Here is a 23,148-nt window from a genome sequence, read left to right as displayed (position 1 = left end):
CCCCTCGGGCCCCATCGGAAAGCGCCGCATGCGCGTGTAGGACAACACGCCATGCGGCCCGCCCCTGCGTTCAGGGCAGCGTCATGGCCAGGTGCGTGTACAGCGGAATGCCCAGCAGCAGGTTGAGCGGGAAGGTCAGCCCCAGCGACAGGCCGAAGTACAGCGACGGGTTGGCCTCCGGTATCGCGTAGCGCACCACCGCCGGCACCGCGATGTAGGACGCGCTGGCCGCCAGCGTCATCAGCAGCGCGGTGTCGCCCGCGGGCAGGCCGGCGGTGCGCGCCAGGGCCCAGGCCAGCGAGGCGTGCAGCAGCGGCGCCAGCACGCCGTAGGCCAGCAGCACCGGCGAACGCCCGCGCAGGCCCGGCAGGTTGCGCGCGGCCATCAGGCCCATGTCGAGCAGGAAGAAGGCCAGCATGCCCTTGAACAGGTCGCCCGAGAAGGGCTGCATGGCCTCGCGCCCGGCCTCGCCGGTCATCAGGCCCACCACCATGGCGCCGATCAGCAGCAGCTGCGAGCCGTCGGTGAAAGATTCGTGCAGCAGCTTGCGCCAGTCGGTGGACACGCCTCCCCCAGGGGGCCCGCCCAGCACCGCCGCACCGCCGCCCAGCACGACTCCGGCCGGCGCCGTCTGCTGCTGGCGCAGGCGGTTGGCTATCAGCACCGCGAGCACGATGGCGGGCGACTCCATCAGCGCCATGGCCGCGGCCATGTGTCCGCCGTAGGGCAGACCGATCTTGTCCAGGTGGCCGGTGGCGGTGATGAAGGTCACCGCGCTGACCGAGCCGTAGGTGGCGGCCAGCGCCGCCGCGTCAAAGCCCGAGACCCAGCGCCGCAGCAGCGTGTAGCCGATCAGCGGCACCACCACCGCCAGCACCACGGCGATGCCCAGCCCCGCCACCACCTGCGCATTCAGGCCCGAGGCCGCAAGCGCGAACCCGCCCTTGAGGCCGAGCGCCATGAGCAGGTACATCGAGAGAAAGCGGGAAATGGCCGGCGGGATTTCGAGGTTCGAGCGGACCAGGCCGGCCAGCACGCCGACCACAAAAAACAGGATGGCCGGATCGACCAGGTTGTGCAGGTTCATGGGATGTTCCTTGGTTGGGCGCGGATTGTGGCGACCGGCATGCATTAAGTAAAATCGATTTTTGTGCGCCACAACATAGATAAAAATCTATGAACATCACCTTCCGCCAGATGCGCCTGTTCCTGGCGCTGGCCGACACCGGCAGCGTCAGCGCCGCCGCGCGCGCCCTGCACGTGACGCAGCCGACCGCGTCCATGCAGCTGCGCGAAGTCACCGAGTCCATCGGCCTGCCGCTGTACGAGGTGATCGGCCGCAAGGTCTTTCTCACCGAAGCGGGCCGCGAGCTGGCCCAGAGCGCGCGCGCCATCGCCGGCGAATGGGAACGTTTCGGCCAGCAGGTCAGCGCCATGAAGGGCCTGACCCGCGGGCGCCTGAGCGTGGCCGTGGTCAGCACCGCCAAGTACTTCGTGCCGCGCCTGCTTGGTGGCTTCTGCGAACAGCACCCGAGCATCGACATCGCGCTGGAGGTGCTCAACCGCGACGGTGTGGTGCAGCGCCTGCGCGAGAACCGCGACGACCTCTACGTCATGTCCCAGCCACCGGCCGACATCGACCTGCAGGACCAGGTGTTCCTGGACAACCCGCTGCACCTGATCGCGCCCGCCAGCCACCCGCTCGCGCAGCGCCAGCGCGTGGCGCTGCCGTCGCTGGCGGGTGAACGTTTCATCCTGCGCGAACGCGGCTCGGGCACCCGGCTGGCGACCGAGCGGCACTTCGCCGCGGCCGGCTTCGCACCCGCGCTCACGCTGGAGCTGGGCAGCAACGAGGCGCTGAAGGAAGCCGTGGCCGGCCACCTGGGCGTGGGCATCGTCTCGCGCCACGCGCTCAAGGCCGAGGAGATCGGCCGCGACCTGGTGCTGCTGCCGGTCAGCGGGTTTCCGATCCGCTCACAGTGGCACTTGGTGCACCCGCGCGCCAAGCAGCTGTCGCCCATCGCGCAGGTGTTCCGTGAGCACCTGCTGGGGAGCGCGGCGCAGTGGGCGGTCGGATCGGAGAAGCCTCAGGCGGGCAGGAAGCGCTGACGCAGGATGCGGTGCAGCACCTTGCCGGTGGCGGTGCGCGGCATCTCGTCCTCCTGAACGAAGACGATGCGCGACGGGCACTTGAAACCCGCCAGTCTTTCGCGGCACCAGTCGCGCAGCACCGCCTCGGTCGCCTCCGCCCCCTGGTGCAGCACCACCACCGCCAGCGGCGTCTCGCCCCATTTGTCGTGCGGCACGCCCACCACCGCCACGTCGCGCACCGCCGGGTGCTGACCGATCACGGCCTCCACCTCCGACGGGTACACGTTCTCGCCGCCGCTGATGATCATGTTGCTCTTGCGGTCCACCAGCCAGATGTAGCCCTGCTCGTCGCGCCGCGCCATGTCGCCCACCGAACACCAGTGGCCGTCCATCGCCTCGGCGGTCTTCTCGGGGTTGCGCCAGTAGCCGTCGAACACATAGGCGGTGCGCGAGAACAGCTCGCCCACCTCGCCGTCCGGCACCTCGTTGCGTTCGTGGTCGAGCAGCCGGATAGCCCCGCTGCCCGCCCATTCGCGCCCCACCGAACCGAGCTTGCTCAGTTGCTCGTCGGGCCGCAGCAGCGTGACCCAGCCGGCCTCGGTCGAGCCGTACAGCTCGTAGAGCTTGCCGTTGGGAAACAGCTTCATGATCCCGCGCTTGGTCTCGGGCCGCGCCGGGGCCGAGGAGATCATCAGCTTGCCCACGGCGCTCAGGTCGCAGGCCTGTTTCACCGCGTCGGGCAGGGCCATCATCATGATGTAGTGCGTGGGCACCAGCGAGGTGAAGGTCACGCGGTCCTGTGCCAGTGTCTTCAGCACCGCTTCGGCGTCGAAGCTGGGCCGGTCGTCGATCACGATGGTCGCGCCCAGGTGCACGAAGGTGGTGCCGAAGTACAGCGAGTTGGCGTGGCACAGCGGCATCACCAGCAGCGCGGTGTCGTCGCGGGTGAAGCCCATTTCCAGCGCCGTGGCCAGCGCGATCAGCGTGCTGCCCGCGTGTGCACGGATCGCGCCCTTGGGCCGGCCGGTGGTGCCCGAGGTGTACATGAGCGCACACATGTCCTCCGGCGCCACCAACGGAAACACCGTGTCCGTGCGCGCGCCGGCCAGCAGCGCCTCGTAGGCCGTCCAGCCCGCGGGGGACTCGTCGCCCAGCACCACGTAGCGGTCGGCTGGCACCGCCAGTTCGCCGCGGATGCCGTCCAGCGTGGCGCAGAAGTTGGGGCCCGCGATCACCGCGCCCACCTCGGCATGGTCCAGGATGTAGGCCATCTCCGGCCCGGTCAGGCGGAAGTTCAGCGGCACCACCACCAGCCCGGCGCGCGCCATGCCAGCGTACATCTCCATCCACTCCAGCCGGTTGTGCGCGATCAGGCCCACGCGGTCGCCCGGGGCCAGGCCCAGCCCCAGCAGGCCGGCCGCCAGCCGCGAGGCGCGCGCGTCCCACTCGGCATAGGTCAGTCGGCGCCGCGAGTCGCGCACCGCGAGCTTGTCCGGGGTGAGCCGGGCGTGCGTGGCCACGGCGTCGGCGATGGTGAGCAAAGGGCCCATGGGCTGTCTCCTGGGTGATGGCTGGGGGCGATTCCGGGTGAATCCTGGCTTGATTTATTTGAACTCTGAATTCAGAATTCAATTTCGTCAATCCCCCCGGAGACAAACATGGCCCCACCCCCGATCGGCGAGCAGTCCGCCGCCGCCGTCATCGCACGGTTCCTCAAGGCGCGCGGCGTGCGCCGCGTCTACGCCCTCTGCGGCGGGCACATCATGCCGATCTGGATGCGGCTGGACGCCGAGGGCATCCGCCTCGTGGACGTGCGCGACGAGCGCGCCGCCGTCTACATGGCGCACGCCGAGGCGCAGCTCACCGGCGGGCTCGGCGTGGCCCTGGTCACCGCAGGTCCGGGCGTCACCAATGCCATGACCGGCATCGCCAACGCCCACGTGGCCAAGGCCTCGGTGCTGATGCTCTCGGGCCTGCCGCCCACGCCGCAGGAAAACCGCGGCGCGCTGCAGGACATCGTGCACACCGAACTGGTGCGCAGCCTCACCCGCTACGCCCGCACCGTGCGCCACTCCGACCTGGTGCCGCAGGAACTGGCCGAGGCCGCCGCCCGTGCGCTGGGCGAAGGCGGCGAACCCGGCCCGGTCTACCTCGACTTTCCCATCGACACGCTGCGCGCCGACGTGGCGGTGCGCATGCAGCTGCCCGAGGTGTTCGCACCGCCCGCCGCCCTGCCCGCACCGCCGCACCCGCAGGCGGTGCAGGCGGCGGTGGACCTGCTGTGGGCAGCAAAACGCCCGCTGTTCATCTCGGGCCGCGGCGCGCGCGGCGCCGGCCCCGCCCTGTGTGCATTGCTGGAGAAGTTCGGCGCGGCCTACCTCGACACCGGCGAGAGCAAGGGCCTGGTGCCCGACGACCACCCCAGCGTGGTCGCTGCAATGCGCGGCGCGGTCATGGGCCAGGCGGACCTGGTGATCACCGTCGGCCGCCGGCTGGACTTCCAGCTCGCGTTCGGTTCCCCCGCCGTCTTTGGCGACGCCAGGTTCCTGCGCATTGCCGACACCGCCGCCGAACTGCGCGACAACCGGCGCGGTGCGGTCGAGGTGCTGGGCGATTGCGGGCTGGCGCTGCAGGCCATCGTGGACGCCGCGCCCGCCACCGCACCCGCCAGCGACGGTGCCTGGCTGGCCGGCCTGCGCGAGCAGCACCGCCAGCGTTCGGCCAAGCTGGAGCAGTCCATGAAGGACGCGCCCAGCGGCCGCGACGGCCGCCTGCACCCCAACCGCGTGCTGGCTGCGCTGCGCCAGGCCCTGCCACCTGACGCCATCGTGGTGGCCGACGGCGGCGACTTCCTCTCGTTCGCGCGCGTCGGCCTGCCCGCCAGCACCTATCTCGACCCCGGCTCGCTGGGCTGCATCGGCGTCGGCACACCCTTCGGCATCGCAGCCAGCCTGGCCTGCCCGGGCCGCACCGTGGTGGTGGCCACCGGCGACGGCGCCTTCGGCTTCAACGCCATGGAGATCGACACCGCCGTGCGGCAGAAGGCGCCGGTGCTCATCGTCGTGGCCAACAACGGGTCCTGGGCCATCGAGGTGCGCGACCAGCAGGAGACGCACGGCAAGGTGGTCGGCACCCACCTGCAGTTCGCCGACCACGCCGCCATGGCGCGCGCCTTCCACATGCACGGGGAACGGGTGGAGAAGGCCGAGGACCTGGACGGCGCGATCGCCCGCGCCCTGGCCGAGTTGCGCGCCGGCCGCCCGGCCTTGCTGGACGTCGTGGTCACGCCCGAAGCGGCATCGTCGGACGCCAAGAGCGGTCTGGCCTGGGTGCCCGACCTGCAGGCGCTGGGCGCCTGGGACGAGGCCGAACGGCGCTGGCGCGCAGGGGCCTGATAGCCAGGCGTCCGGCGACCACTACCATTGGGCCCATGAAGCCGCTGCAGTCTGCGCCCAGCCTGGTCGAACAAGTCCACCGTTCGATCCTCTCCAGCATTGCCTCGGGCCAGCTGCGCCATGGCGAACGCATCATCCAGGAGCAGCTGGCGCACCAGCTCGGCATTTCGCGCCAGCCGGTGCAGCAGGCGCTGACCCTGCTGCGCAAGGAGGGCGTTCTGATCGACGCGCCCGGCCGCGGCCTGCAGGTGGCACCGCTGGACCTGGACCACGTGCGCCACATGTACGAGGTGCGCGCCGTCATCGAAGGCCTGGCCTTCCGGAACGCCGCCGAGCGCAACGCCAGGGCGGCGGCCCGGCAGGGGCCGGCGCTGATCCGCGCCGGCCGACAGGCGGTGGCCAGCGGGTCCTACACCGAGATGATTGCCGCCGACATGGCCTTCCACGGTGTCATCTACGCGCTCTCGGGCAACCCGCTGGTGGCCCCCTCGATGGAAACGCACTGGACGCAGACCCAGCGCGTGATGGGCGAGGTGCTGATGCGCGACGACAAGCCGCGCGACATCTGGGACCAGCACGAAGCCCTGCTGGCCGCGGTGGCAGCCGGTGATGGCGACACCGCCGAACGCCTGGCGCGCCGCCACATTCTGGACGCCGCCGATTTCATGATCGAGCGGCTGCGGCAGGAAGCAGACTGAAGCCGCCGAGCCTCAGGCCCCGCGCGCGCCCAACTGCCCCACCGCCTCCAGCCAGCGCTGCACCCGGCCCGGCTTCGCATGGCTGGCCGGCGCGAACAGCGTGAAGCGCGCGGGCCGCAAACCGACGAAGTGCAGGATCTGCCCGCGCAGCTGCCAGACCAGCGCGTTGCGGTAGAGCAGGCGCAGGAACAGCGACGGCGTGTCGGACGTCACCACCACCCGCGCGCTGCGCCCCGTCAGCAGCGGCCGGGGCATGCCGGTCCAGCTCGGGTTGCGCGTGTCGAAGGCCTGGCCCGGCAGCAGCGAGCGGTCGAACAGGCCCTTGAGTCGGGCCGGCAGGCCGCCCCACCACATCGGCGTGAACAGCACGAAGTGGCCGCACCACGCCAGGTCGTCCTGGAACTTCTGCAGCGATGGCTCCAGCGGCTTGGTGGTCCCGTAGCCCGCCAGACCGAAGTCGGCGTCGAAGTCCAGGTCGTGCAGGTGGACGACCCGCAGCTCGTGCCCGGCCTCGCGCGCCGCGTCGGCGTAGCGCTGCGCGAGCGAGCGGCAGAGGGAGGCTGGCGCCGGATGGCCGTCGAGAACCAGGATGCGGGTCATGGGTGATCTCCTTTGAAAATGACTATGGTCAAATTCAAGCACAACTATTGACCGTGGTCAATTTAAATTTGACTGTGGTCAACACCTGCGGCACAGTGCCGCCATGCGCAAAGCCGTCCAGCAGAGAACCCTTGAAACGCGGGCCCGCCTCACCGAGGTTGCCCAGGCCCTGGTGACCGAAAAAGGCTTCGAGGCCTTGCGGATCGACGAGGTCGTGCAGCGCGCCGGGGTGGCCAAGGGCACCTTCTTCGCCCACTTCAACGACAAGGACGAACTGATGGACCTGCTCATCGGCGAGCGCATCAATGCCCAGCTCGACCGCATGTCCGCCGCCGCCCCGCCCCGCAACGCCGAACAGCTGGCCAGGCGCCTGATGCCGCTGCTGGAGCTGATGGCGTCGGAGCGTTACGTGTTCGACGTGATCCTGCGCCGCTCGGGCGCCGCGGCGATGGAAGAGATCGGCCCCATCGCCACCACCTTCGAGCGCATGGGCCAGGTCTGGGGCCCCTGGCTGGCGACCGGCGACTTCCGCCGCGACGTGTCGGTGGAGCTGCTGGTCGAGGGGCTGCAGGCCCTGGTGGTGCAGACCCTGGCACTGCACTTCTGCGCCCTGCACCAGCACAAGCCCATGAAGGACCGGCTGCTGCCCTACCTGCGGGCCTGGCTCGGCCCCTTCAGCGCAGGACCGGCGCCGATGCCGCTCTGAGTGGTTCATCCTGTTTTATCTGTTTCAGATAATTATCCGAATCCACTAATATCCGGCAATGAGCACCGACAGCCTCTTCCACCGCGACCTCTACGCCGGCCAGATGGCCGAGCAGCTGCTCAACCCCGGCCCGCTGGACGAGAGCACCCGCTCGGGCGTGTTCCTCTCGGGCATCCGCCGGGTGGGCAAGACCACCTTCCTGCGCCAGGACCTGATCCCCGCGCTGGAGTCCCGCGGCGCGCTGGTGATCTACGTGGACCTCTGGGCCGACCCGGCCAAGAGCCCTTCGGCCCTGGTGCACGAGGCGGTGCGCCAGACCCTGCTGCAGCTGCAGACGCCGGGCTCGGCCCTGCTCAAGCGGCTGCGGGGCCTGCGCCTGAGCGCGGCGGGGCTCAGCCTGGACATCGAGCTGGACCGCATCGGCGAGCCCGGCGGCAGCACGCTGGCCCAGGCCTTCGAGGCCCTGGTCGCGAAGACAAAGACCAACGTGGTGCTGATCATCGACGAGGTGCAGCAGACCCTGGGCACCGACGAGGGCCAGGCCCTGCTGCACGCGCTCAAGGCTGCGCGCGACGCCGTCAACGCCAAGCCCGGCACGCCCGGTCGCTTCCTGTTCATCGGCACCGGCTCGCACAAGTCGCTGCTGGCCGAGATGACGAGCCGGCGCGCGCAGCCCTTCGCGGGCGCGCTCTCGGCGTCCTACCAGGTGCTCGGCAAGGACTTCGTGCAGTGGCAGCTGGACCGCCTCGCGTCGGCGCCCGGCCTGACCCTGCCCAGCCTGGACGCCGCCTGGGAAGGCTTCCAGACCCTGGGCCACCGGCCGGAGGAGCTGCTCAAGGCGCTGCGCCAGCTGCAGCAGGTGGGCGGCACCGACCCCGACACCGCCTGGCACATCATCTGCGCCACCCTGGCCGGCGCCGCGGCCGACGCCGACCTCAAGGCCTTCGACGACCTGGGCGAACTCGGCAAGGCGGTGTTCGAGCGCATCGCCGCGGGTGGCGAACAGGGCGTCTCGGGCCTGTTCGGTGCCGAGTCGCTGACCTTCTACGGCGAGCGCATCGGCAGCGCGGTGGACGCCTCCCAGGTGCAGAAGGTCGTCGACAAGATGGTCGGCGCCCAGCTCATCATCCGGCCCAGCCACGGCGTCTACACCATCGCCGACCCCTTCGTGCGAAAGGTCTGGCAGGAGAAGCAGGCGCTGCTGGCGCCGCCCCCCGGCCCGCGCTGAACCGGGGGTGCCGGGGCTTCAGAGGTGGATGCCGCCCGAGGCCTCGATGCGCTGGCCATTGACCCAGCCCAGCCCGTCCGACAGCAGCGCCGCCATCACCGGGCCGATGTCGTCCGGCCGGCCCACGCGACCCAGCGCGGTCTGCCCGGCGATCAGGGCATTGAGCTGCGCGTTGTCGCGCACCGCACCGCCACCGAAGTCGGTCTCGATCGCCCCCGGTGCCACCGTGTTGACCGTGATGCGGCGCGGCCCCAGCTCCAGCGCCAGGTAGCGCGTCAGCACCTCGACGCCGCCCTTCATGACCGCGTAGGCGGCATAGCCCGGCAGCGAGAAGCGCGCCAGCCCGGAGGACACGTTGAGGATGCGGCCCCCGTCGGCGATCAGCGGCAGCAGCGCTTGCGTGAGGAAGAAGCTGCCCTTGAGGTGCACGCGCAGCATCTCGTCGAACTGCGCCTCGGTTGTTTCGGCGAACGATGCGTGCACCCCGCTGCCGGCGTTGTTGAGCAGGGCGTCGAAGGTCTCGCGCTGCCAGTGGGTCCGCAGGGCGGTGCGCAACGCGTCGGCGAAGGCGGCAAAACCGTTGCTGTCGCCCAGGTCCAGCGGCAGCGCCACCGCGGTCGCCCCGCGCACCTGCAGCTCGGAAACCAAGGTCTGCGCGTCGGCCGCGCCCTGGCGGTAGGTGACGATCAGGTCGAAGCCACGGGTGGCCAGCTGCAGGGCGGCGTTGCGGCCGAGGCCGCGGCTGCCCCCGGTGACGAGGGCGATGGGTCGGGTGTTCATGTCGGTGTCCTTTCAAGGCGGGGGTGGTACAGGGCCCGCAGTCTATTGATCGACATGAAATGAATAAACCAGATCAATCTGTCTAGACTGTGCAGAAATCCAGACCAATCGAACCGATCCATGCACCTCACCGAATCGCTGCGCATCTTTGCCCGCGTGGCCGAACTGGCCAGCTTCAGCGCCGCCGCCGAGCAGCTGGGCCTGCCACGCACCAGCGTGTCGGCCGCCGTGCGCGAGGCCGAGGCCGAACTGGGCACGCGCCTGCTGCACCGGACCACGCGGCGCGTGCAGCTCACGCAGGACGGTCAGGTGGTCTATGAACGGGCGCTGGACCTGCTGGCCGACGTCGACGAGCTGCGTGGCCTGTTCCAGGCCGAGCCCGCCGCGCTGCGCGGGCGCCTGCGCGTGGACATGCCGCAGACCCTGGCGCGCGAACTGGTCATTCCCGCGCTGCCGCGCTTCATGGCCGAGCACCCGGCGCTGGAGATCGAGCTCTCGTCGGTGGACCGCCGCGTGGACTTGGTGCGCGAGGGCTTCGACTGCGTGCTGCGCGTCGGCCACCTGGCCGACTCCAGCCTGATCGCCCGGCCGCTGGGCGCCTACCGCATGGTCAACCTGGCCAGCCCCGCCTACCTCCAGGCCCACGGCAGGCCCCGCAAGCTGGCCGACCTGGGCCGGCACCGCCTGGTGCACTACGTGCCCACACTGGGCAACAAGGCCGACGGCTTTGAACATGTGGACGCCGACGGCACGGTGCACACCCTGGCCATGGACGGCGCACTCACCGTCAACACCACCGCCGCCTACGAGGCCGCCGCCCTGGCCGGCCTGGGCATCGTCCAGGTGCCGGAGGCCGGGATGCGCGCCCACCTGCAGGCCGGGCGGCTGGTGGAGGTGCTGCCGAAGTGGCGCGCCGCGCCCCTGCCAGTCTCCATCGTCTACGCCCACCGGCGCCACCTGCCACAGCGCGTACAGGTGTTCATGCACTGGCTGGCGGCGCTCATCACCCCCCGGCTGCAGGGCTGACCGACGCGGTGGCGACAGCCGGCGCTGGCGCCCGCGTCATCGGGCAGATATATTTCGCATGCGAAACAAATTTAACACCGCATGCCACCCGCCAGACCGCCCCGCCTCATCTTCCTGCTCAACACCGCGCAGCGCCGCCTGCAGCAGCTCGTGGCCGCCGAACAGCTGCGGCTGGCGCATGACAACGCCGACGCACCCTCGCCCGCGCAGGGCGGTCTGCTGTTCGTGCTGCAGGACAGCGACGGCCGCACCATGGGCGAGATCGCGCAGGCGCTGGACCTCGCGCCCTCGGCCGCCACCGGCCTGGTGCAGCGCACCGAGGCGCTGGGCTGGGTACAGCGCGCCACCTGCCCTGAGGACGCGCGCACCCAGCGCGTGTGGCTGCTGCCCGCCGGGCGCGATCAGCTGCCGCTGCTGCGCTCGGCCATCCAGCGCATCAACCGCCGGCTGACCACCGGCTTCAGCCCCGACGAGCTGGCCACCGTGGCCCGCTGGCTGCAACGCGTGCAACAGACCGCCCAGGAGCCCGACGCGCCATGAACACCCCACACCCGACCACCGACGACACCGTGCCCATCACCTGCGCCGACGGCCAGCGCCTGCACGGCCACTTCATCGCCCGCAGCGGCGGTGCGCCGGAAGGCCTGCCGGTGCTCATCTCGCCCGCCACCGGCGTGCGGCAGCACTTCTACCTGCGCTTCGCACGCTGGCTGGCCACGCAGGGCCACGACGTGCTGGTGTTCGACTACCGGGGCATCGGCCTCTCGCTGCACGGGCGCCTGAAAGACTGCCGCGCCACCCTGGCCGACTGGGGCCAGCAGGACCAGGTGGCGGCGCTGGACTGGCTGCTGGCGCGCACCGGCGCCGCGCAGGCCGTGATCGTCGGCCACAGCGCGGGCGGGCAGATGATCGGCCTGCTGCCCAACCACCACCGCGTCGCGCGGCTGGTCGGCATCTCGGCCTCCACCGGCTGGTTCAAGGCCATGCGGCCCGGCTTCCGGCTGAAGGCCAACTTCGGCATGCGGCTGGTGCTGCCGCTGGGCACCCGCCTCACCGGCTACGGCACCACCGCACTGCTGGGCCTGGGCGAGAACCTGCCGGCCGGCGTGGCGCTGCAGTGGTCGCGCTGGTGCGCCCGCGGCGGCTACGCCACCAACGCCGTGCGCCACCGGCCCGAGCAGGACTTCCACGCCCAGGTGCGCACGCCCGTGACCGTGCTGCACGCCGAGGACGACGACATCGCCAACGCCGCCACCGTGGCCGACCTCCTGCGCACCCTGCCCGCCGCGCCGCGCCAGGCCCACTGCCTGCGGCCGCGCGACCACGGCCTGCGCCAGCTCGGCCACCTCGACTGGTTCCGGCAGTCGCACCAGAGCGTGTGGCCGCTGATGGCGCAGGCGGTGCGCGGTGAGACACTGGCGGTCGCTGGCGCCCCGTCGGGTGCCGCCGCCAGGGCCCACCCATGACCGCCCCCCCGCAGACCGACGCCACCGACGAGCTGCCGCGCTGCCGCTGGTGCAACGGCGCCCCCGAGTTCCCGGCCTACCACGACGCCGAATGGGGCTTTCCCGTGGCGGACGACCGGCGGCTGTTCGAGAAGGTCTGCCTCGAAGCCTTCCAGTCGGGCCTGTCCTGGCGCACCATCCTCAGCAAGCGCGAACACTTCCGCCGCGCCTTCCTCGGCTTCGACTTCGATCGGGTCGCCGCCTTCGGTCCGGCGGATGTCGAGCGCCTGCTGCAGGACGAAGGCATCGTGCGCCACCGCGGCAAGATCGAAGCCGTCATCCGCAACGCGGCCGGCGCGCAGGCGCTGGTGAAGGAGTTCGGTTCGCTCGGCGCCTACTTCTGGCGCTTCGAGCCCGACCCGGCCACGCTCGCGGCACCACAGACCGCGTCCACCCACGCGGCCTCGGTCGCCATGGCCAAAGACCTCAAGAAACGCGGCTGGGTCTTCGTCGGCCCCACCACCGCCTACGCCTTCATACAGGCCATGGGCCTGGTCAACGACCATGAACTGGGCTGCCATGCGCGTGCCAAGGTGGCCGCGGCGCGCAAGACGTTCAAGCCGCCAATGGCCCGGCCCGCCTGAGGCCGTTCAGCGCCTCAGCGCGACAGCGCCATCCGCAGGCCCAGGCCCACGAACACCACGCCGCTCACGCGGTCCAGCCACAGGCCGGCGCGCGGGCGGCGCTGCAGCCACTGGCCGATGCCACCTGCGAACCAGCCCAGCGCGCCGAACAGCACCGCCGCCTGCAGCGTGAACACCAGGCCCAGCACGGCCATCTGCAGCGGCACATCACCGTTGGCCGGCACCACGAACTGCGGCAGGAAGGACAGGAAGAACAGCACCACCTTGGGGTTGATGGCGTTGGCCAGCATGCCCTTGAAGAACTGCCGCGCCGCGGAGTCGGTGGCAGCGGGCGCGCCGCTCTCGGCCGGCAGGCCCAGGCCGCCCCGGCTGTGCAGGGCGTGGATGCCCAGCCACACCAGGTAGGCCCCGCCCAGCCAGCGCAGCGCGGTGAAAGCCACCGGTGAAGCGGCCAGCACCGCCGACACGCCGAGCGCGGCCAGCACCGTGTGGCTCAGGCAGCCGGTGGCGCAGCCCAGGCCGAACGCCATGCCCAGTCGCCGCCCGCGCGAGGCGCCGACACTGAGCACCATCAGGTTGTCCGGCCCCGGCGTGGCGGTGAGCAGGATGGCGGCGAGCAGGAAGGGCAGGACTTGGGCAAGCGCGGGCATGGCGTTCAGGTCGGTGGCGCGATCGGGCAAAGCCGACGATTGTCGCGGCAGTCGCGGTGGTGACGGTCCTGGCAGGCAGGTGCTGCCGGTGGATGGGCGCCCCCGACCTGCTGCGCTACGCTCGGGCATGCCCTCACCGACCACCCATCCCGCCGATCCGGACACGCTGGCCGGTGCGGCCCAGGGCCTCTCCTCGGCCACGGCCGCCCAGCGCCTGGCCGAAGACGGCCCCAACGCCCTGCCCGGCGGTCAGCGCCGCAGCCTGCTGTCGATTGCGCGGGACACGGCGAAAGAGCCCATGTTCCTGCTGCTGCTCGCGGCCGGAACGCTGTACCTGAGCTTTGGCGACCTGCAGGAAGGGCTGACCCTGTTCGGCTTCGTGCTCGTCACCCTGGGCCTGACGCTGTACCAGGAGGGCAAGACCGAGCGCGCCATCGAAGCACTGCGCGACCTGACCAGCCCTCGTGCGCTGGTGGTGCGCGACGGCGTGGCGCAGCGCATCGCGGGGTGCGACGTGGTGCGCGGCGACCTGCTGCAGCTGAGCGAGGGCGACCGCGTGCCGGCCGACGCCTTGCTGCTGTCGGCGGATGGCGTGCAGGCCGACGAATCGCTGCTGACGGGGGAGCCGGTGCCCGTGGCCAAACGGGCCGCCCTGCCCGACGAAGTGGCTGCGCTCACGCACGACGGCACCACCCCCGGCCACCGCCCCGGCGGCGACGAGCTGCCCTCTGTCTATGCGGGCACGCTGATAGTGCGCGGGCAGGCGCTGGCCCGGGTCACGGCCACGGGCGCGCGCAGCGAGATCGGGCGCATCGGCCTGGCGCTGGGCACGCTGGACAACGAACGATCCCCGCTGCAGCGGCAGACCACCGCGCTGGTGCGCAGGCTGGCCCTGCTGGCGCTGCTGCTCAGCCTGACCCTGGTGCTGGTGCACGGCCTGTTGCGGGGCGACTGGCTGCAGGCCGCGCTGGCCGGCATCGCGCTGGCCATGGCGATGCTGCCCGAGGAATACCCGGTGGTGATGACCGTGTTCCCGGCGCTGGGCGCGCGCCGCCTGTCGCGCGAAGGCGTGCTCACGCGGCGCATCAACGCCATCGAAACCCTGGGCGCCACCACGGTGCTGTGCAGCGACAAGACCGGCACGCTGACCGCCAACCGCATGACGGTCACCCACCTGGCCGCGGGCGGCGCCGCGCTGCCGGACCGACTGGCGCTGGACACGCTGGGCAGCGCACCCCTGCCAGAAGCCTTCCACACGCTGGTGGAGTACTCGATCCTGGCGAGCGTGGTGGAGCCCTTCGACCCGATGGAGAAGGCCTTCAACCAGCTGGGCGCGCGCTTCCTCGCCGACACCGAGCACCTGCACCACGACTGGCGGCTGGTGCAGACCTATGCGCTGAGCCCGGCGCTGCGCGCCATGTCGCATGTGTGGATGGCGTCGGACGGCGGCGCGCAGACGGTGGCCGCCAAGGGCGCCCCCGAAGCGGTGATGGACCTGTGCCACCTCGATGCGGCGCAGCGGGCGCACATCGCCACGGTGGTGGACGGGCTGGCCGCACAGGGCCTGCGTGTGCTGGCCGTGGCCAGCGGCCGGTTCGAGGGCGAGGACTGGCCCGCGAACGAACACGACTTCGATTTCGGCTTCGTCGGCCTGCTGGGCCTGGCCGACCCGGTGCGCCCGCAGGTGCCGGCGGCGATTGCCGAGTGCCGTGCGGCGGGCATCCGCGTGGTCATGATCACCGGCGACTACCCCACCACCGCGCTGACCATCGCGCAGCAGGCCGGCCTGGCCACATCGCTCACCGCGGACGACGTGCTCTCGGGCGACGAGATGGCCTCGCTCAGCGATGCCGCGCTGCAGGCGCGCATGGCGCACGTCAGCGTGTGCGCGCGCATCGCGCCGGAACAGAAACTGCGCATCGTGCAGGCGCTCAAGGCGCGCGGCGACATCGTGGCCATGACGGGCGACGGTGTGAACGACGCGCCCGCCCTGCGCGCCGCCCACGTGGGCGTGGCCATGGGCCTGCGCGGCACCGACGTGGCGCGCGAGGCGGCTTCACTGGTGCTGGTGGACGACGACTTCGCGGCCATCGTGCGCGCGGTGCGGCTGGGGCGGCGCATCTTCGACAACCTGCGCAAGGCCATGTCCTACATCCTGGCGGTGCACGTTCCGATCGCCGGCATGGCGCTGCTGCCGGTGCTGCTGGGCTGGCCGGCGCTGCTGTTCCCCATGCACATCGCGCTGCTCGAACTCATCATCGACCCGGCCTGCTCGGTCGCGTTTGAAAACGAACCGGCCGAGAGCGACCTGATGCAGCGCCCTCCGCGCGATGCCAGCGCCCCGCTGTTCGGCGGCGTGACCCTGTGGCTGGCGCTGCTGCAGGGCATGGGCGTTCTGGCGGCGGTGCTGGGGGCCTTCGCCTGGGCCGCGCCGCGCCTGCCCGAGGAAGAGGCCCGCGCCTTCGCCTTCGCCACCCTGGTGATCGGCAACCTGGCGCTGATCCTGTCCAACCGTTCGGCCACCGAGCCGTTCTGGATCACGCTGCGCACGCCCAACCGTTCGCTCTGGGTGGTGGTGGGGCTGGCCCTGGCGCTGCTGCTGGCCGCCCTGTATGTGCCCTGGGCCGTGGCGGTGCTGCGCTTCGCGCCGCTGCCCTGGCACGAACTCGCCGCGGCCGGTGGACTCGGCCTGCTGAGCGTGTTCTGGTTCGAGGCCATCAAGCGGGTCCGGCGCGGGCGGCGGGCGCAGCGCTGACCGTCGCAGGGACATTTGGCGCCCCGCAAAGAAGCACGCTACACTGCGCGCCTGCTCCGGGGTGCACGGGCCTGCCAAGGCCCGGCGCTGAGATGGTGTGACACACCGAACCCGTGAACTTGATCCGGCTAGTACCGGCGAAAGAAGAGCGTTGCCTTGAAGGACCCGTGGACGGGGTGCATCCGTCCACACCCATGGTCCCTCCGGGCGGTCCTCCGGAGCTGTTCGTTTTCGCAACAGCTTTTTCAATCAGGAGACCGCCCGATGAACGCCCCCGACAAGCTCCAGCAGCTGCTCACGCTCACGCGCGAGCCGTTCCCCCAGTCCCGCAAGGTCTATGCGCCTGGCGTACAGCCCGGCGTGCAGGTGCCCATGCGCGAGATCGCGCTGACCAACGGCGAGACCGTCACGGTCTACGACACCTCCGGCCCCTACACCGACCCGGCCGCGGACATCAACATCCGCCGAGGCCTGGCGCCGGTGCGCAGCGAGTGGGTGGCCGCGCGCGGCGACACCGAGGCCTATGAGGGCCGCGCCCGCGTGGCACTGGACGACGGCGGCAAACACGGCGAGGTGGCGGACGCGCGCATCGAAGCCCTGCGTGCCGAGGCCGCTGGCCTGCAGCGCCAGCCGCTGCGTGCCAAGGCCGGCGCCAACGTGACGCAGATGCACTACGCGCGAAAAGGCATCGTCACGCCCGAGATGGAGTACATCGCCATCCGCGAGAACGGCAAGCGCGAGTGGATGAAGGAATACCTCGGCGACGCCGAGCGCGAGGCGCGTCTGAAGGGCAACGGCATGGGCGCGCGCATCCCCGACGTGATCACGCCCGAGTTCGTGCGCGACGAGGTGGCGCGCGGCCGCGCGGTGATCCCGGCCAACATCAACCACCCCGAGGTCGAGCCGATGATCATCGGCCGCAACTTCCTAGTGAAGATCAACGCCAACATCGGCAACTCGGCCGTCACCTCGTCCATCGAGGAAGAAGTCGAAAAACTCGTGTGGTCCATCCGCTGGGGCGGCGACACGGTGATGGACCTGTCCACCGGCAAGAACATCCACACCACGCGCGACTGGATCGTGCGCAACTCGCCCGTGCCCATCGGCACGGTGCCGATCTACCAGGCGCTGGAAAAGGTGGGCGGCGTGGCCGAAGACCTCACCTGGGAAATCTTCCGCGACACGCTGATCGAGCAGGCCGAACAGGGCATCGACTACTTCACCATCCACGCCGGCGTGCGCCTGCCCTTCATCCACCTGACCACCAAGCGTCGCACCGGCATCGTCAGCCGTGGTGGCTCCATCCTGGCCAAGTGGTGCATCACGCACCACAAGGAAAACTTCCTGTACACGCACTTCGACGAGATCTGCGAAATCATGAAGGCGTATGACGTGACCTTCTCGCTGGGCGACGGCCTGCGCCCCGGCTCGGGCGCGGACGCCAACGACGAGGCGCAGTTCGCCGAACTCAAGACCCTGGGCGAGCTGACGCAGATCGCCTGGAAGCACGACGTGCAAACCATGATCGAAGGCCCCGGCCACGTGCCCATGCACATGATCCAGGCCAACATGGACGAGCAGATCAAGCACTGCCACGAGGCGCCGTTCTACACACTGGGCCCGCTGACCATCGACATCGCGCCGGGCTACGACCACATCGCCTCGGCCATCGGCGCCGCCATGATCGGCTGGATGGGCACGGCCATGCTCTGCTACGTGACGCCCAAGGAGCACCTGGGCCTGCCGGACCGCGACGACGTCAAGCAGGGGATCATTGCCTACAAGATCGCGGCCCACGCCGCCGACGTGGCCAAGGGCCACCCCGGCCAGCGCGCGCGCGACGACGCGATGAGCAAGGCACGCTTCGAGTTCCGCTGGCGCGACCAGTTCGCGCTCGGCCTGGACCCGCAGACCGCCGAGGCCTACCACGACGAGACGCTGCCCAAGGACTCGTCCAAGGAAGCCCATTTCTGCTCGATGTGCGGGCCCAAGTTCTGCAGCATGAAGATCACGCAGGACGTGCGCGACTACGCGGCCGCCAAAGGCCTGAGCGAGGAGCAGGCCCTGGCCGATGGCATGGCGCGCAAGAGCGAAGAGTTCAAGGCGGTGGGCGGCGAGTTCTACGTGCCCGTCGACTCATTGAAAAACAAGGCCTGAGCCATGGCGCGCATCGGTATCGCGGGCGCCGGCCTGCTGGGCCGGCTGCTCGCCTGGCGGCTGTCGCCCCACCACGAGGTGACGGTGTTCGACCCGGCCGATGGCCCGCAGGCCCGCAGCGACGGCCAGGGGCCGGCGGCCTTCACCGCGGCCGGCATGCTCAGCCCGCTGGCCGAGCTGGACAACAGCGGCCCCGCCATCGCCGCGCTGGGCTGGCGCTCCATGGCGCTGTGGCGCGAGATCACCGATGCCCTGGCCCGCGCAGGATCGCCGCGTGCGGGCGCCCTGCCCGCCGCCTGCGGCAGCTGCACCGGCTGCTCGACCAGCCCCGGCACCGGCGAGGAACCGGCGCTGCAGCTGCGCACCCTGGGCAGCCTGCTGGTGGCGCACGGCAGCGACCTGGGCGCGGCCCAGCGCGTGCTGGCGCGGCTGGCACAGGCGCCCGACCTGGTCGGCCACGCGCAGACCCCGCAGCGGCTGGACCGCGGCGCCCTGACGGCGCTGGAACCGGCCATCGACCCGCGCCTGCACGCCTGGCTGCTGCCGGGCGAGGGCCAGATCCTGCCGCTGCAGGTGCTGCCCGCGCTGTGCGCGGCCTCGTCCCGCGTGCGCTGGCGCTGGCGGCACACCGTGGCGTCGGTGGGCGCGGGCCGCATCGCGCTGGACGACAGCAGTGAGCAGCGCTTCGACCTCGCCATCGACGTGCGCGGCACGGGTGCCCGGCCCGAGCTGCCCGTGCGCGGCGTGCGCGGCGAGGTGGTCTGGCTGCAGGCGCCCGGCGTGCCGCTGCACCGGCCGGTGCGCCTGCTGCACCCGCGCCACCGCGTCTACATCGTGCCCAGGCCCTGCGACCACATCGTCATTGGTGCCAGCGAGATCGAGAGCGAGGACCGCTCGTCGGTGAGCCTGCGCAGCGCGGTGGAGCTGATGGCGGCCGCCCAGAGCGTGCTGCCCGAGCTGGCCGAGGCGCGCATCGTGCACCTGGAGACCAACCTGCGCCCAGCCCTGCCCGACAACGAGCCGCGCATCGACCACCAGGACGGCCTGCTGCGCATCAACGGCCTGTACCGCCACGGCTGGCTGCTGGCGCCCGCGCTGGTCGAAGACGCCTTGCGGCAATGCTTCTCCTCCGTCACAACATGCTGACCTTCAACGACCTCACCCTGCCCTGCCCCGAGGGCCTGACGCTGGCCCAGCTGCTGGACGAACGGAGCATGGACCCCGATACCATCGCGACCGCAGTGAACGGCGCCTTCGTCCCGCGCGATCAACGCGCCACCACCGTCCTGCAGCCCAACGACACCGTGCTGACCTTCCAGGCCATCGTCGGCGGCTGACCTCATTCACCGAACCCGGAGACACCCACCATGTTCCGCACCCTGCTCAAGTCCAAGATCCACCGCGTCGCCGTGACCCAGTGCGAGCTGCACTACGAAGGCTCCTGCGCCATCGACGAAGACCTGCTGGACGCCTCGAACATCGCCGAGAACGAACAGATCCACATCTGGAACATCAACAACGGCGAACGCTTCATCACCTACGCCATCAAGGGCGAGCGCGGCAGCGGCATGATTTCGGTCAACGGCTCGGCGGCGCGCCGCGCCTCGGCGGGCGACCTGCTCATCATCGCGGCCTTCGTACAGGTGCACGAGGACCAGGTCGCCACGCACAAGCCCAAGCTGGTGTTTGTCGACGAGCACAACCGCGCCAACGGCTCGCGCGACCACGTGCCGGTGCAGACACAGGAACAGGTGAAGTGAACACCGCCGACCTCGCGCAGCGCAGCCTGCGCAGCGTGTGGCACCCCTGCACGCAGATGAAGCGCCACGAGGCCCTGCCGCCGGTGGCCATCGCGCGTGCCGGGGGGCCGTGGCTGTATGGCACCGACGGCCGCCGCTACCTGGACGCGGTCAGCTCCTGGTGGGTCAACCTGTTCGGCCACAGCCACCCGGCCATGCGCGCCGCGCTGGCCGACCAGATGGCCACGCTGGACCACGTGATGCTCGCGGGCTTCACGCACGCGCCGGTGGTGGAGCTGTCGGAACGGCTGTCGGCGCTGACCGGGCTGGGCCACGCCTTCTACGCCAGCGACGGCGCCTCGGCCACCGAGATCGCGCTCAAGATGAGCGCGCACTTCTGGCGCAACAGCGGGCGCCCGGCCAAGAGCCGCTTCGTCGGCCTGGCCGGCGGCTACCACGGTGAGACCGTGGGCGCGCTGGCCGTGACCGACATCGCCCTGTTCCGCGAGGCCTACGCGCCGCTGGTGCGGCTGGCCGCCACCGTGCCCAGCCCCGACCGGCGCGGCATCGGGGCCGACGCCGCCGCAGATGCATTGGCCGACTGGCTGGCGCAGCACCACGAGACCACGGCCGCGCTGATCGTGGAGCCGCTGGTGCAGTGCGCCGCCGGCATGGCCATGCACGACGCGGCCTACCTGCGCCAGGCGCGTGCGCTGTGCGACCGCTACGGCGTGCACCTGGTGGTGGACGAAATCGCCACCGGCTTCGGCCGCACCGGCACCCTGTTCGCGCACGAGCAGGCCGGCATCCGGCCCGACTTCCTGTGTCTGTCCAAGGGCCTGACCGGCGGCACGCTGCCGCTGTCGGCGGTGCTGACCACCGACGCGGTGTACGCGGCCTTCTACGACGACGACGTGGCGCGCGGCTTCCTGCACTCGCACTCCTACACCGGCAACCCGCTGGCCTGCCGCGCCGCGCTGACCACGCTGGACCTGTTCAAGCAGGAAGACGCGCTGGCCTGCAACCGCCGCACTGCACAGGCGCTGGACGCGCTGCTGGCACCCCTGACCGCGCACCCGCGGGTGCGGCACGCCCGGCGCCAGGGAATGATCTGGGCCTGGGACATCGAGACGCCACTGCCCGACTTCGCGCGCCGCTACCAGGGCCACGCCCTGGCGCGCGGCCTGGTGCTGCGACCCATCGGCAAAACGCTGTACTTCATGCCGCCCTATGTGCTGGACGACGAAGCGATGCAGCACCTGGCCCACGGCGCACTGGCCGCGCTGGAGGCCACCCTCAGCGAGGAACCCCGATGACCGCCTACTTCGTGACCGGCACCGACACCGGCGTCGGCAAGACCTTGATGAGCTGCGCGCTGCTGCACGCGCTGGCACGCCGCCACCCGCGCGTGGTGGGCATGAAGCCGGTGGCCGCGGGCCTGGTTCAGACGCCGGACGGCTGGGACAGCGAGGACGCCATCGCCCTGCGCGCCGCGTCCACCGTGGGGGTGCCGCCCGCGCTGGACAACCCGGTGCGCCTGCCTGACCCGCTCTCGCCACACCTCGCCGCCGAACGCGCCGGCACCCGCATCGACATCCCCCACCTGGTGGCCTGCCAGCGCGAACTGGCGCAGCACGCCGACGCCATGGTGGTGGAAGGCGCGGGCGGCTTCCTGGTGCCGCTCTCGCCCGAGCACACCGGCGCCGACCTGGCCCATGCCCTGGGCCTGCCGGTGCTGCTGGTCGTGGGCCTGCGCCTGGGCTGCCTGAACCACGCGCTGCTGAGCGCCGAGGCCATCCGCGCGCGCGGCCTGCCGCTGGCCGGCTGGGTGGCCAACCGCATCGACCCGGGCATGGCAGCGGCGGACGACAACATCGCCTTCCTGCGCCAGCGCCTGGGTGCGCCGCTGCTGGCCGACATCGCGCACAGCGCCGCACCGGACTTCCGCACGGTGCCCATCGAACTGCCATGACACACACACCATCCGCCAGCTCCTGGCTCGACGAGATCCCCGCCCGCATCGCGGCCCTGGACGCCGCCCACCTGCGCCGGCGCCGCCGCGCGGTCGAACCCGCGGGCGACAGCGCGGGAGGCGCCGTGCTGCGCGTGGACGGGCGCGAGATGCTGGCCTTCTGCAGCAACGACTACCTGGCCCTCGCCGGCCACCCCGACCTGGCCGACGCGGCCTGCGAAGGCGCAAGGTCCTTCGGTGTCGGCGCTGGCGCTTCGCCCCTGGTCAGCGGCCACAGCACCGCCAACGAGGCGCTGGAGCGCGAGCTGGCCGCCTTCGTGGGCCTGCCGCGCGCGCTCTACTTCTACGCCGGCTACGCCACCAACATCGGCATCGTGCCGGCCCTGGTGGGCGACGGCGACGCGATCTTTTCCGACGCGCTCAACCACGCCTGCCTGATCGACGGCGCGCGGCTCTCGCGCGCGCGCATCCACCGCTTCGCCCACGCCGACCTGGCGGACCTCGCGACCCAGCTCGCCGCCAGCACGTCCCGGCGCAAGCTGGTGATCAGCGATGCGGTGTTCAGCATGGACGGCGATGTGGCCGACATCCCCGCGCTGCTCGCGCTGTGCGAGCGGCACGACGCGCTGCTGCTGCTGGACGACGCGCATGGCTTCGGCGTCTGCGGCCCGCAGGGGCGTGGCAGCCTGGCCGCCGTGGGCCTGAGCGGCGCCAGTGCCTCGCGCCGCGTGCTCTACATGGCCACGCTGGGCAAGGCCGCGGGCGTGGCCGGCGCCTTCGTGGCCGGGCCGGACGACCTGGTGGAGTGGCTGCTGCAGAAGACGCGCAGCTACATCTTCGCCACCGCCGCGCCCGCCCTGCTGGCCTGCGCGCTGCGCAGCAGCCTGCGGCTCATCGAACAGGGCGACGGGCGCCGCGCGCAGCTGCGGCGCCTGATCGCGCAACTGCGCCAGGGCCTGCAACCGGTGCTGGCGCGCAGCGGCTGGCAGCTCGGCCACTCGGACACACCGATCCAGCCGCTGCTGATCGGCGGCAACGCCGAGGCGCTGGCCGTGATGGAAGGCCTGCGCGAACAAGGCATCTGGGTGCCGGCCATCCGTCCACCCACCGTGCCCGAGGGCACGGCGCGGCTGCGCATCGCGCTCTCGGCCGCCCACACCGACGAGCACATCCACCGGCTGGTCCAGGCGCTGGACCGGCTCGCCCCCGCATCGGCATCCAAGCCCGCACCCATGCCCGCAGCGTCCTTGCCAGGAGCCTGA

General features: G+C 71.2%; 22 protein-coding genes and 1 riboswitch. Of the genes, 17 read left to right on the top strand and 5 right to left on the bottom strand.

Translation table 11 applies throughout. From position 1 onward, the window contains the following. Positions 1-70: 70 nt before the first annotated feature. Positions 71-1,081 carry a sodium-dependent bicarbonate transport family permease gene (locus BC358_RS03375; protein ID WP_079364772.1) on the bottom strand — a complete coding sequence of 337 codons (1,011 nt, stop codon included), beginning with the start codon at positions 1,079-1,081 and terminating at the stop codon, positions 71-73. Between the two features lie 95 nt (positions 1,082-1,176). Between BC358_RS03375 and BC358_RS03370 the strand changes: the two genes are divergently transcribed. Continuing rightward, positions 1,177-2,109 (top strand): LysR family transcriptional regulator, encoded by a 933-nt coding sequence (locus BC358_RS03370; protein ID WP_079364652.1) that lies wholly within the window; start codon positions 1,177-1,179, stop codon positions 2,107-2,109. Here BC358_RS03370 and BC358_RS03365 read toward each other — a convergent pair. Next, a complete protein-coding gene (locus BC358_RS03365; protein WP_079364651.1) occupies positions 2,088-3,641 on the bottom strand; it encodes a class I adenylate-forming enzyme family protein in 1,554 nt (517 codons plus the stop codon). The genes BC358_RS03370 and BC358_RS03365 overlap by 22 nt on opposite strands. A 108-nt stretch (positions 3,642-3,749) precedes the next feature. Between BC358_RS03365 and BC358_RS03360 the strand changes: the two genes are divergently transcribed. After that, positions 3,750-5,486: a thiamine pyrophosphate-binding protein gene (locus BC358_RS03360; protein ID WP_079364650.1), complete on the top strand. Its 1,737-nt coding sequence runs from the start codon at positions 3,750-3,752 to the stop codon at positions 5,484-5,486. A gap of 35 nt (positions 5,487-5,521) precedes the next feature. Further along, positions 5,522-6,184, top strand: a complete 663-nt coding sequence (locus tag BC358_RS03355) for a GntR family transcriptional regulator (protein ID WP_079364649.1) — start codon at positions 5,522-5,524, stop codon at positions 6,182-6,184. 12 nt (positions 6,185-6,196) lie between these two features. Here BC358_RS03355 and BC358_RS03350 read toward each other — a convergent pair whose 3' ends face one another. Then, a complete protein-coding gene (locus tag BC358_RS03350; RefSeq protein WP_079364648.1) occupies positions 6,197-6,784 on the bottom strand; it encodes an NAD(P)H-dependent oxidoreductase in 588 nt (195 codons plus the stop codon). Between the two features lie 103 nt (positions 6,785-6,887). Here BC358_RS03350 and BC358_RS03345 point away from each other — a divergent pair, with 103 nt between their 5' ends. After that, positions 6,888-7,490, top strand: coding sequence for a TetR/AcrR family transcriptional regulator (locus BC358_RS03345; RefSeq protein ID WP_079364647.1), 603 nt, complete (start codon positions 6,888-6,890; stop codon positions 7,488-7,490). A 58-nt stretch (positions 7,491-7,548) separates the two neighbouring features. Further along, entirely contained in the window at positions 7,549-8,718 is a 1,170-nt protein-coding gene (locus tag BC358_RS03340; protein WP_079364646.1) for an AAA family ATPase, read from the top strand. A gap of 18 nt (positions 8,719-8,736) precedes the next feature. Here BC358_RS03340 and BC358_RS03335 read toward each other — a convergent pair whose 3' ends face one another. Then, positions 8,737-9,498 carry an SDR family NAD(P)-dependent oxidoreductase gene (locus BC358_RS03335; RefSeq protein ID WP_079364645.1) on the bottom strand — a complete coding sequence of 254 codons (762 nt, stop codon included), beginning with the start codon at positions 9,496-9,498 and terminating at the stop codon, positions 8,737-8,739. A gap of 120 nt (positions 9,499-9,618) precedes the next feature. Here BC358_RS03335 and BC358_RS03330 point away from each other — a divergent pair, with 120 nt between their 5' ends. From BC358_RS03330 to BC358_RS03315, 4 genes are all read left to right on the top strand, one after another. Continuing rightward, a complete protein-coding gene (locus tag BC358_RS03330; RefSeq protein WP_079364644.1) occupies positions 9,619-10,524 on the top strand; it encodes a LysR family transcriptional regulator in 906 nt (301 codons plus the stop codon). Positions 10,525-10,605: 81 nt separating this feature from the next. Further along, positions 10,606-11,064 (top strand): MarR family winged helix-turn-helix transcriptional regulator, encoded by a 459-nt coding sequence (locus BC358_RS03325; protein ID WP_079364643.1) that lies wholly within the window; start codon positions 10,606-10,608, stop codon positions 11,062-11,064. Continuing rightward, positions 11,061-11,990: an alpha/beta fold hydrolase gene (locus BC358_RS03320; RefSeq protein WP_079364642.1), complete on the top strand. Its 930-nt coding sequence runs from the start codon at positions 11,061-11,063 to the stop codon at positions 11,988-11,990. Before BC358_RS03325 ends, BC358_RS03320 begins: the two co-directional genes overlap by 4 nt. After that, positions 11,987-12,613, top strand: a complete 627-nt coding sequence (locus BC358_RS03315) for a DNA-3-methyladenine glycosylase I (RefSeq protein ID WP_079364641.1) — start codon at positions 11,987-11,989, stop codon at positions 12,611-12,613. The genes BC358_RS03320 and BC358_RS03315 overlap by 4 nt, the downstream gene beginning before the upstream one ends. 14 nt (positions 12,614-12,627) lie before the next feature. On the opposite strand, the gene BC358_RS03310 is transcribed toward BC358_RS03315, so the two are convergent. Beyond that, the gene (locus BC358_RS03310; RefSeq protein WP_079364771.1) at positions 12,628-13,263 is read right to left on the bottom strand and encodes a LysE family translocator; all 636 of its coding nucleotides are present in this window, start codon (positions 13,261-13,263) and stop codon (positions 12,628-12,630) included. A 127-nt stretch (positions 13,264-13,390) separates the two neighbouring features. Here BC358_RS03310 and BC358_RS03305 point away from each other — a divergent pair, with 127 nt between their 5' ends. The 8 genes from BC358_RS03305 (at position 13,391) to bioF (ending at position 23,148) form a co-directional block, all read left to right on the top strand. Beyond that, a complete protein-coding gene (locus BC358_RS03305; RefSeq protein WP_079364640.1) occupies positions 13,391-16,018 on the top strand; it encodes a cation-translocating P-type ATPase in 2,628 nt (875 codons plus the stop codon). 47 nt (positions 16,019-16,065) lie between these two features. After that, a riboswitch (TPP riboswitch) is annotated at positions 16,066-16,181 on the top strand. Positions 16,182-16,282: 101 nt separating this feature from the next. Continuing rightward, positions 16,283-18,175 (top strand): phosphomethylpyrimidine synthase ThiC, encoded by a 1,893-nt coding sequence (thiC, locus tag BC358_RS03300; RefSeq protein WP_079364639.1) that lies wholly within the window; start codon positions 16,283-16,285, stop codon positions 18,173-18,175. Positions 18,176-18,178: 3 nt separating this feature from the next. After that, complete coding sequence (locus BC358_RS03295) at positions 18,179-19,321, top strand: FAD-dependent oxidoreductase (protein WP_079364638.1); 1,143 nt, start codon at positions 18,179-18,181, stop codon at positions 19,319-19,321. Beyond that, entirely contained in the window at positions 19,315-19,512 is a 198-nt protein-coding gene (gene thiS / locus BC358_RS03290) for a sulfur carrier protein ThiS (protein WP_066156248.1), read from the top strand. The genes BC358_RS03295 and thiS overlap by 7 nt, the downstream gene beginning before the upstream one ends. Positions 19,513-19,542: 30 nt before the next feature. Further along, positions 19,543-19,935 (top strand): aspartate 1-decarboxylase, encoded by a 393-nt coding sequence (panD, locus tag BC358_RS03285; RefSeq protein WP_079364636.1) that lies wholly within the window; start codon positions 19,543-19,545, stop codon positions 19,933-19,935. After that, a complete protein-coding gene (locus BC358_RS03280) occupies positions 19,932-21,230 on the top strand; it encodes an adenosylmethionine--8-amino-7-oxononanoate transaminase (protein ID WP_079364635.1) in 1,299 nt (432 codons plus the stop codon). The genes panD and BC358_RS03280 overlap by 4 nt, the downstream gene beginning before the upstream one ends. Continuing rightward, on the top strand, positions 21,227-21,886 hold the full coding sequence (bioD, locus tag BC358_RS03275; RefSeq protein ID WP_079364634.1) for a dethiobiotin synthase: 660 nt from the start codon (positions 21,227-21,229) through the stop codon (positions 21,884-21,886). The genes BC358_RS03280 and bioD overlap by 4 nt, the downstream gene beginning before the upstream one ends. After that, the gene (gene bioF / locus BC358_RS03270) at positions 21,883-23,148 is read left to right on the top strand and encodes an 8-amino-7-oxononanoate synthase (protein ID WP_079364633.1); all 1,266 of its coding nucleotides are present in this window, start codon (positions 21,883-21,885) and stop codon (positions 23,146-23,148) included. Before bioD ends, bioF begins: the two co-directional genes overlap by 4 nt.

This window comes from Hydrogenophaga sp. H7 (assembly GCF_002025745.1).
Classification (GTDB): Bacteria; Pseudomonadota; Gammaproteobacteria; order Burkholderiales; family Burkholderiaceae_C; genus Hydrogenophaga; species Hydrogenophaga pseudoflava.
This window is presented reverse-complemented; position numbering and strand designations above follow the sequence as displayed.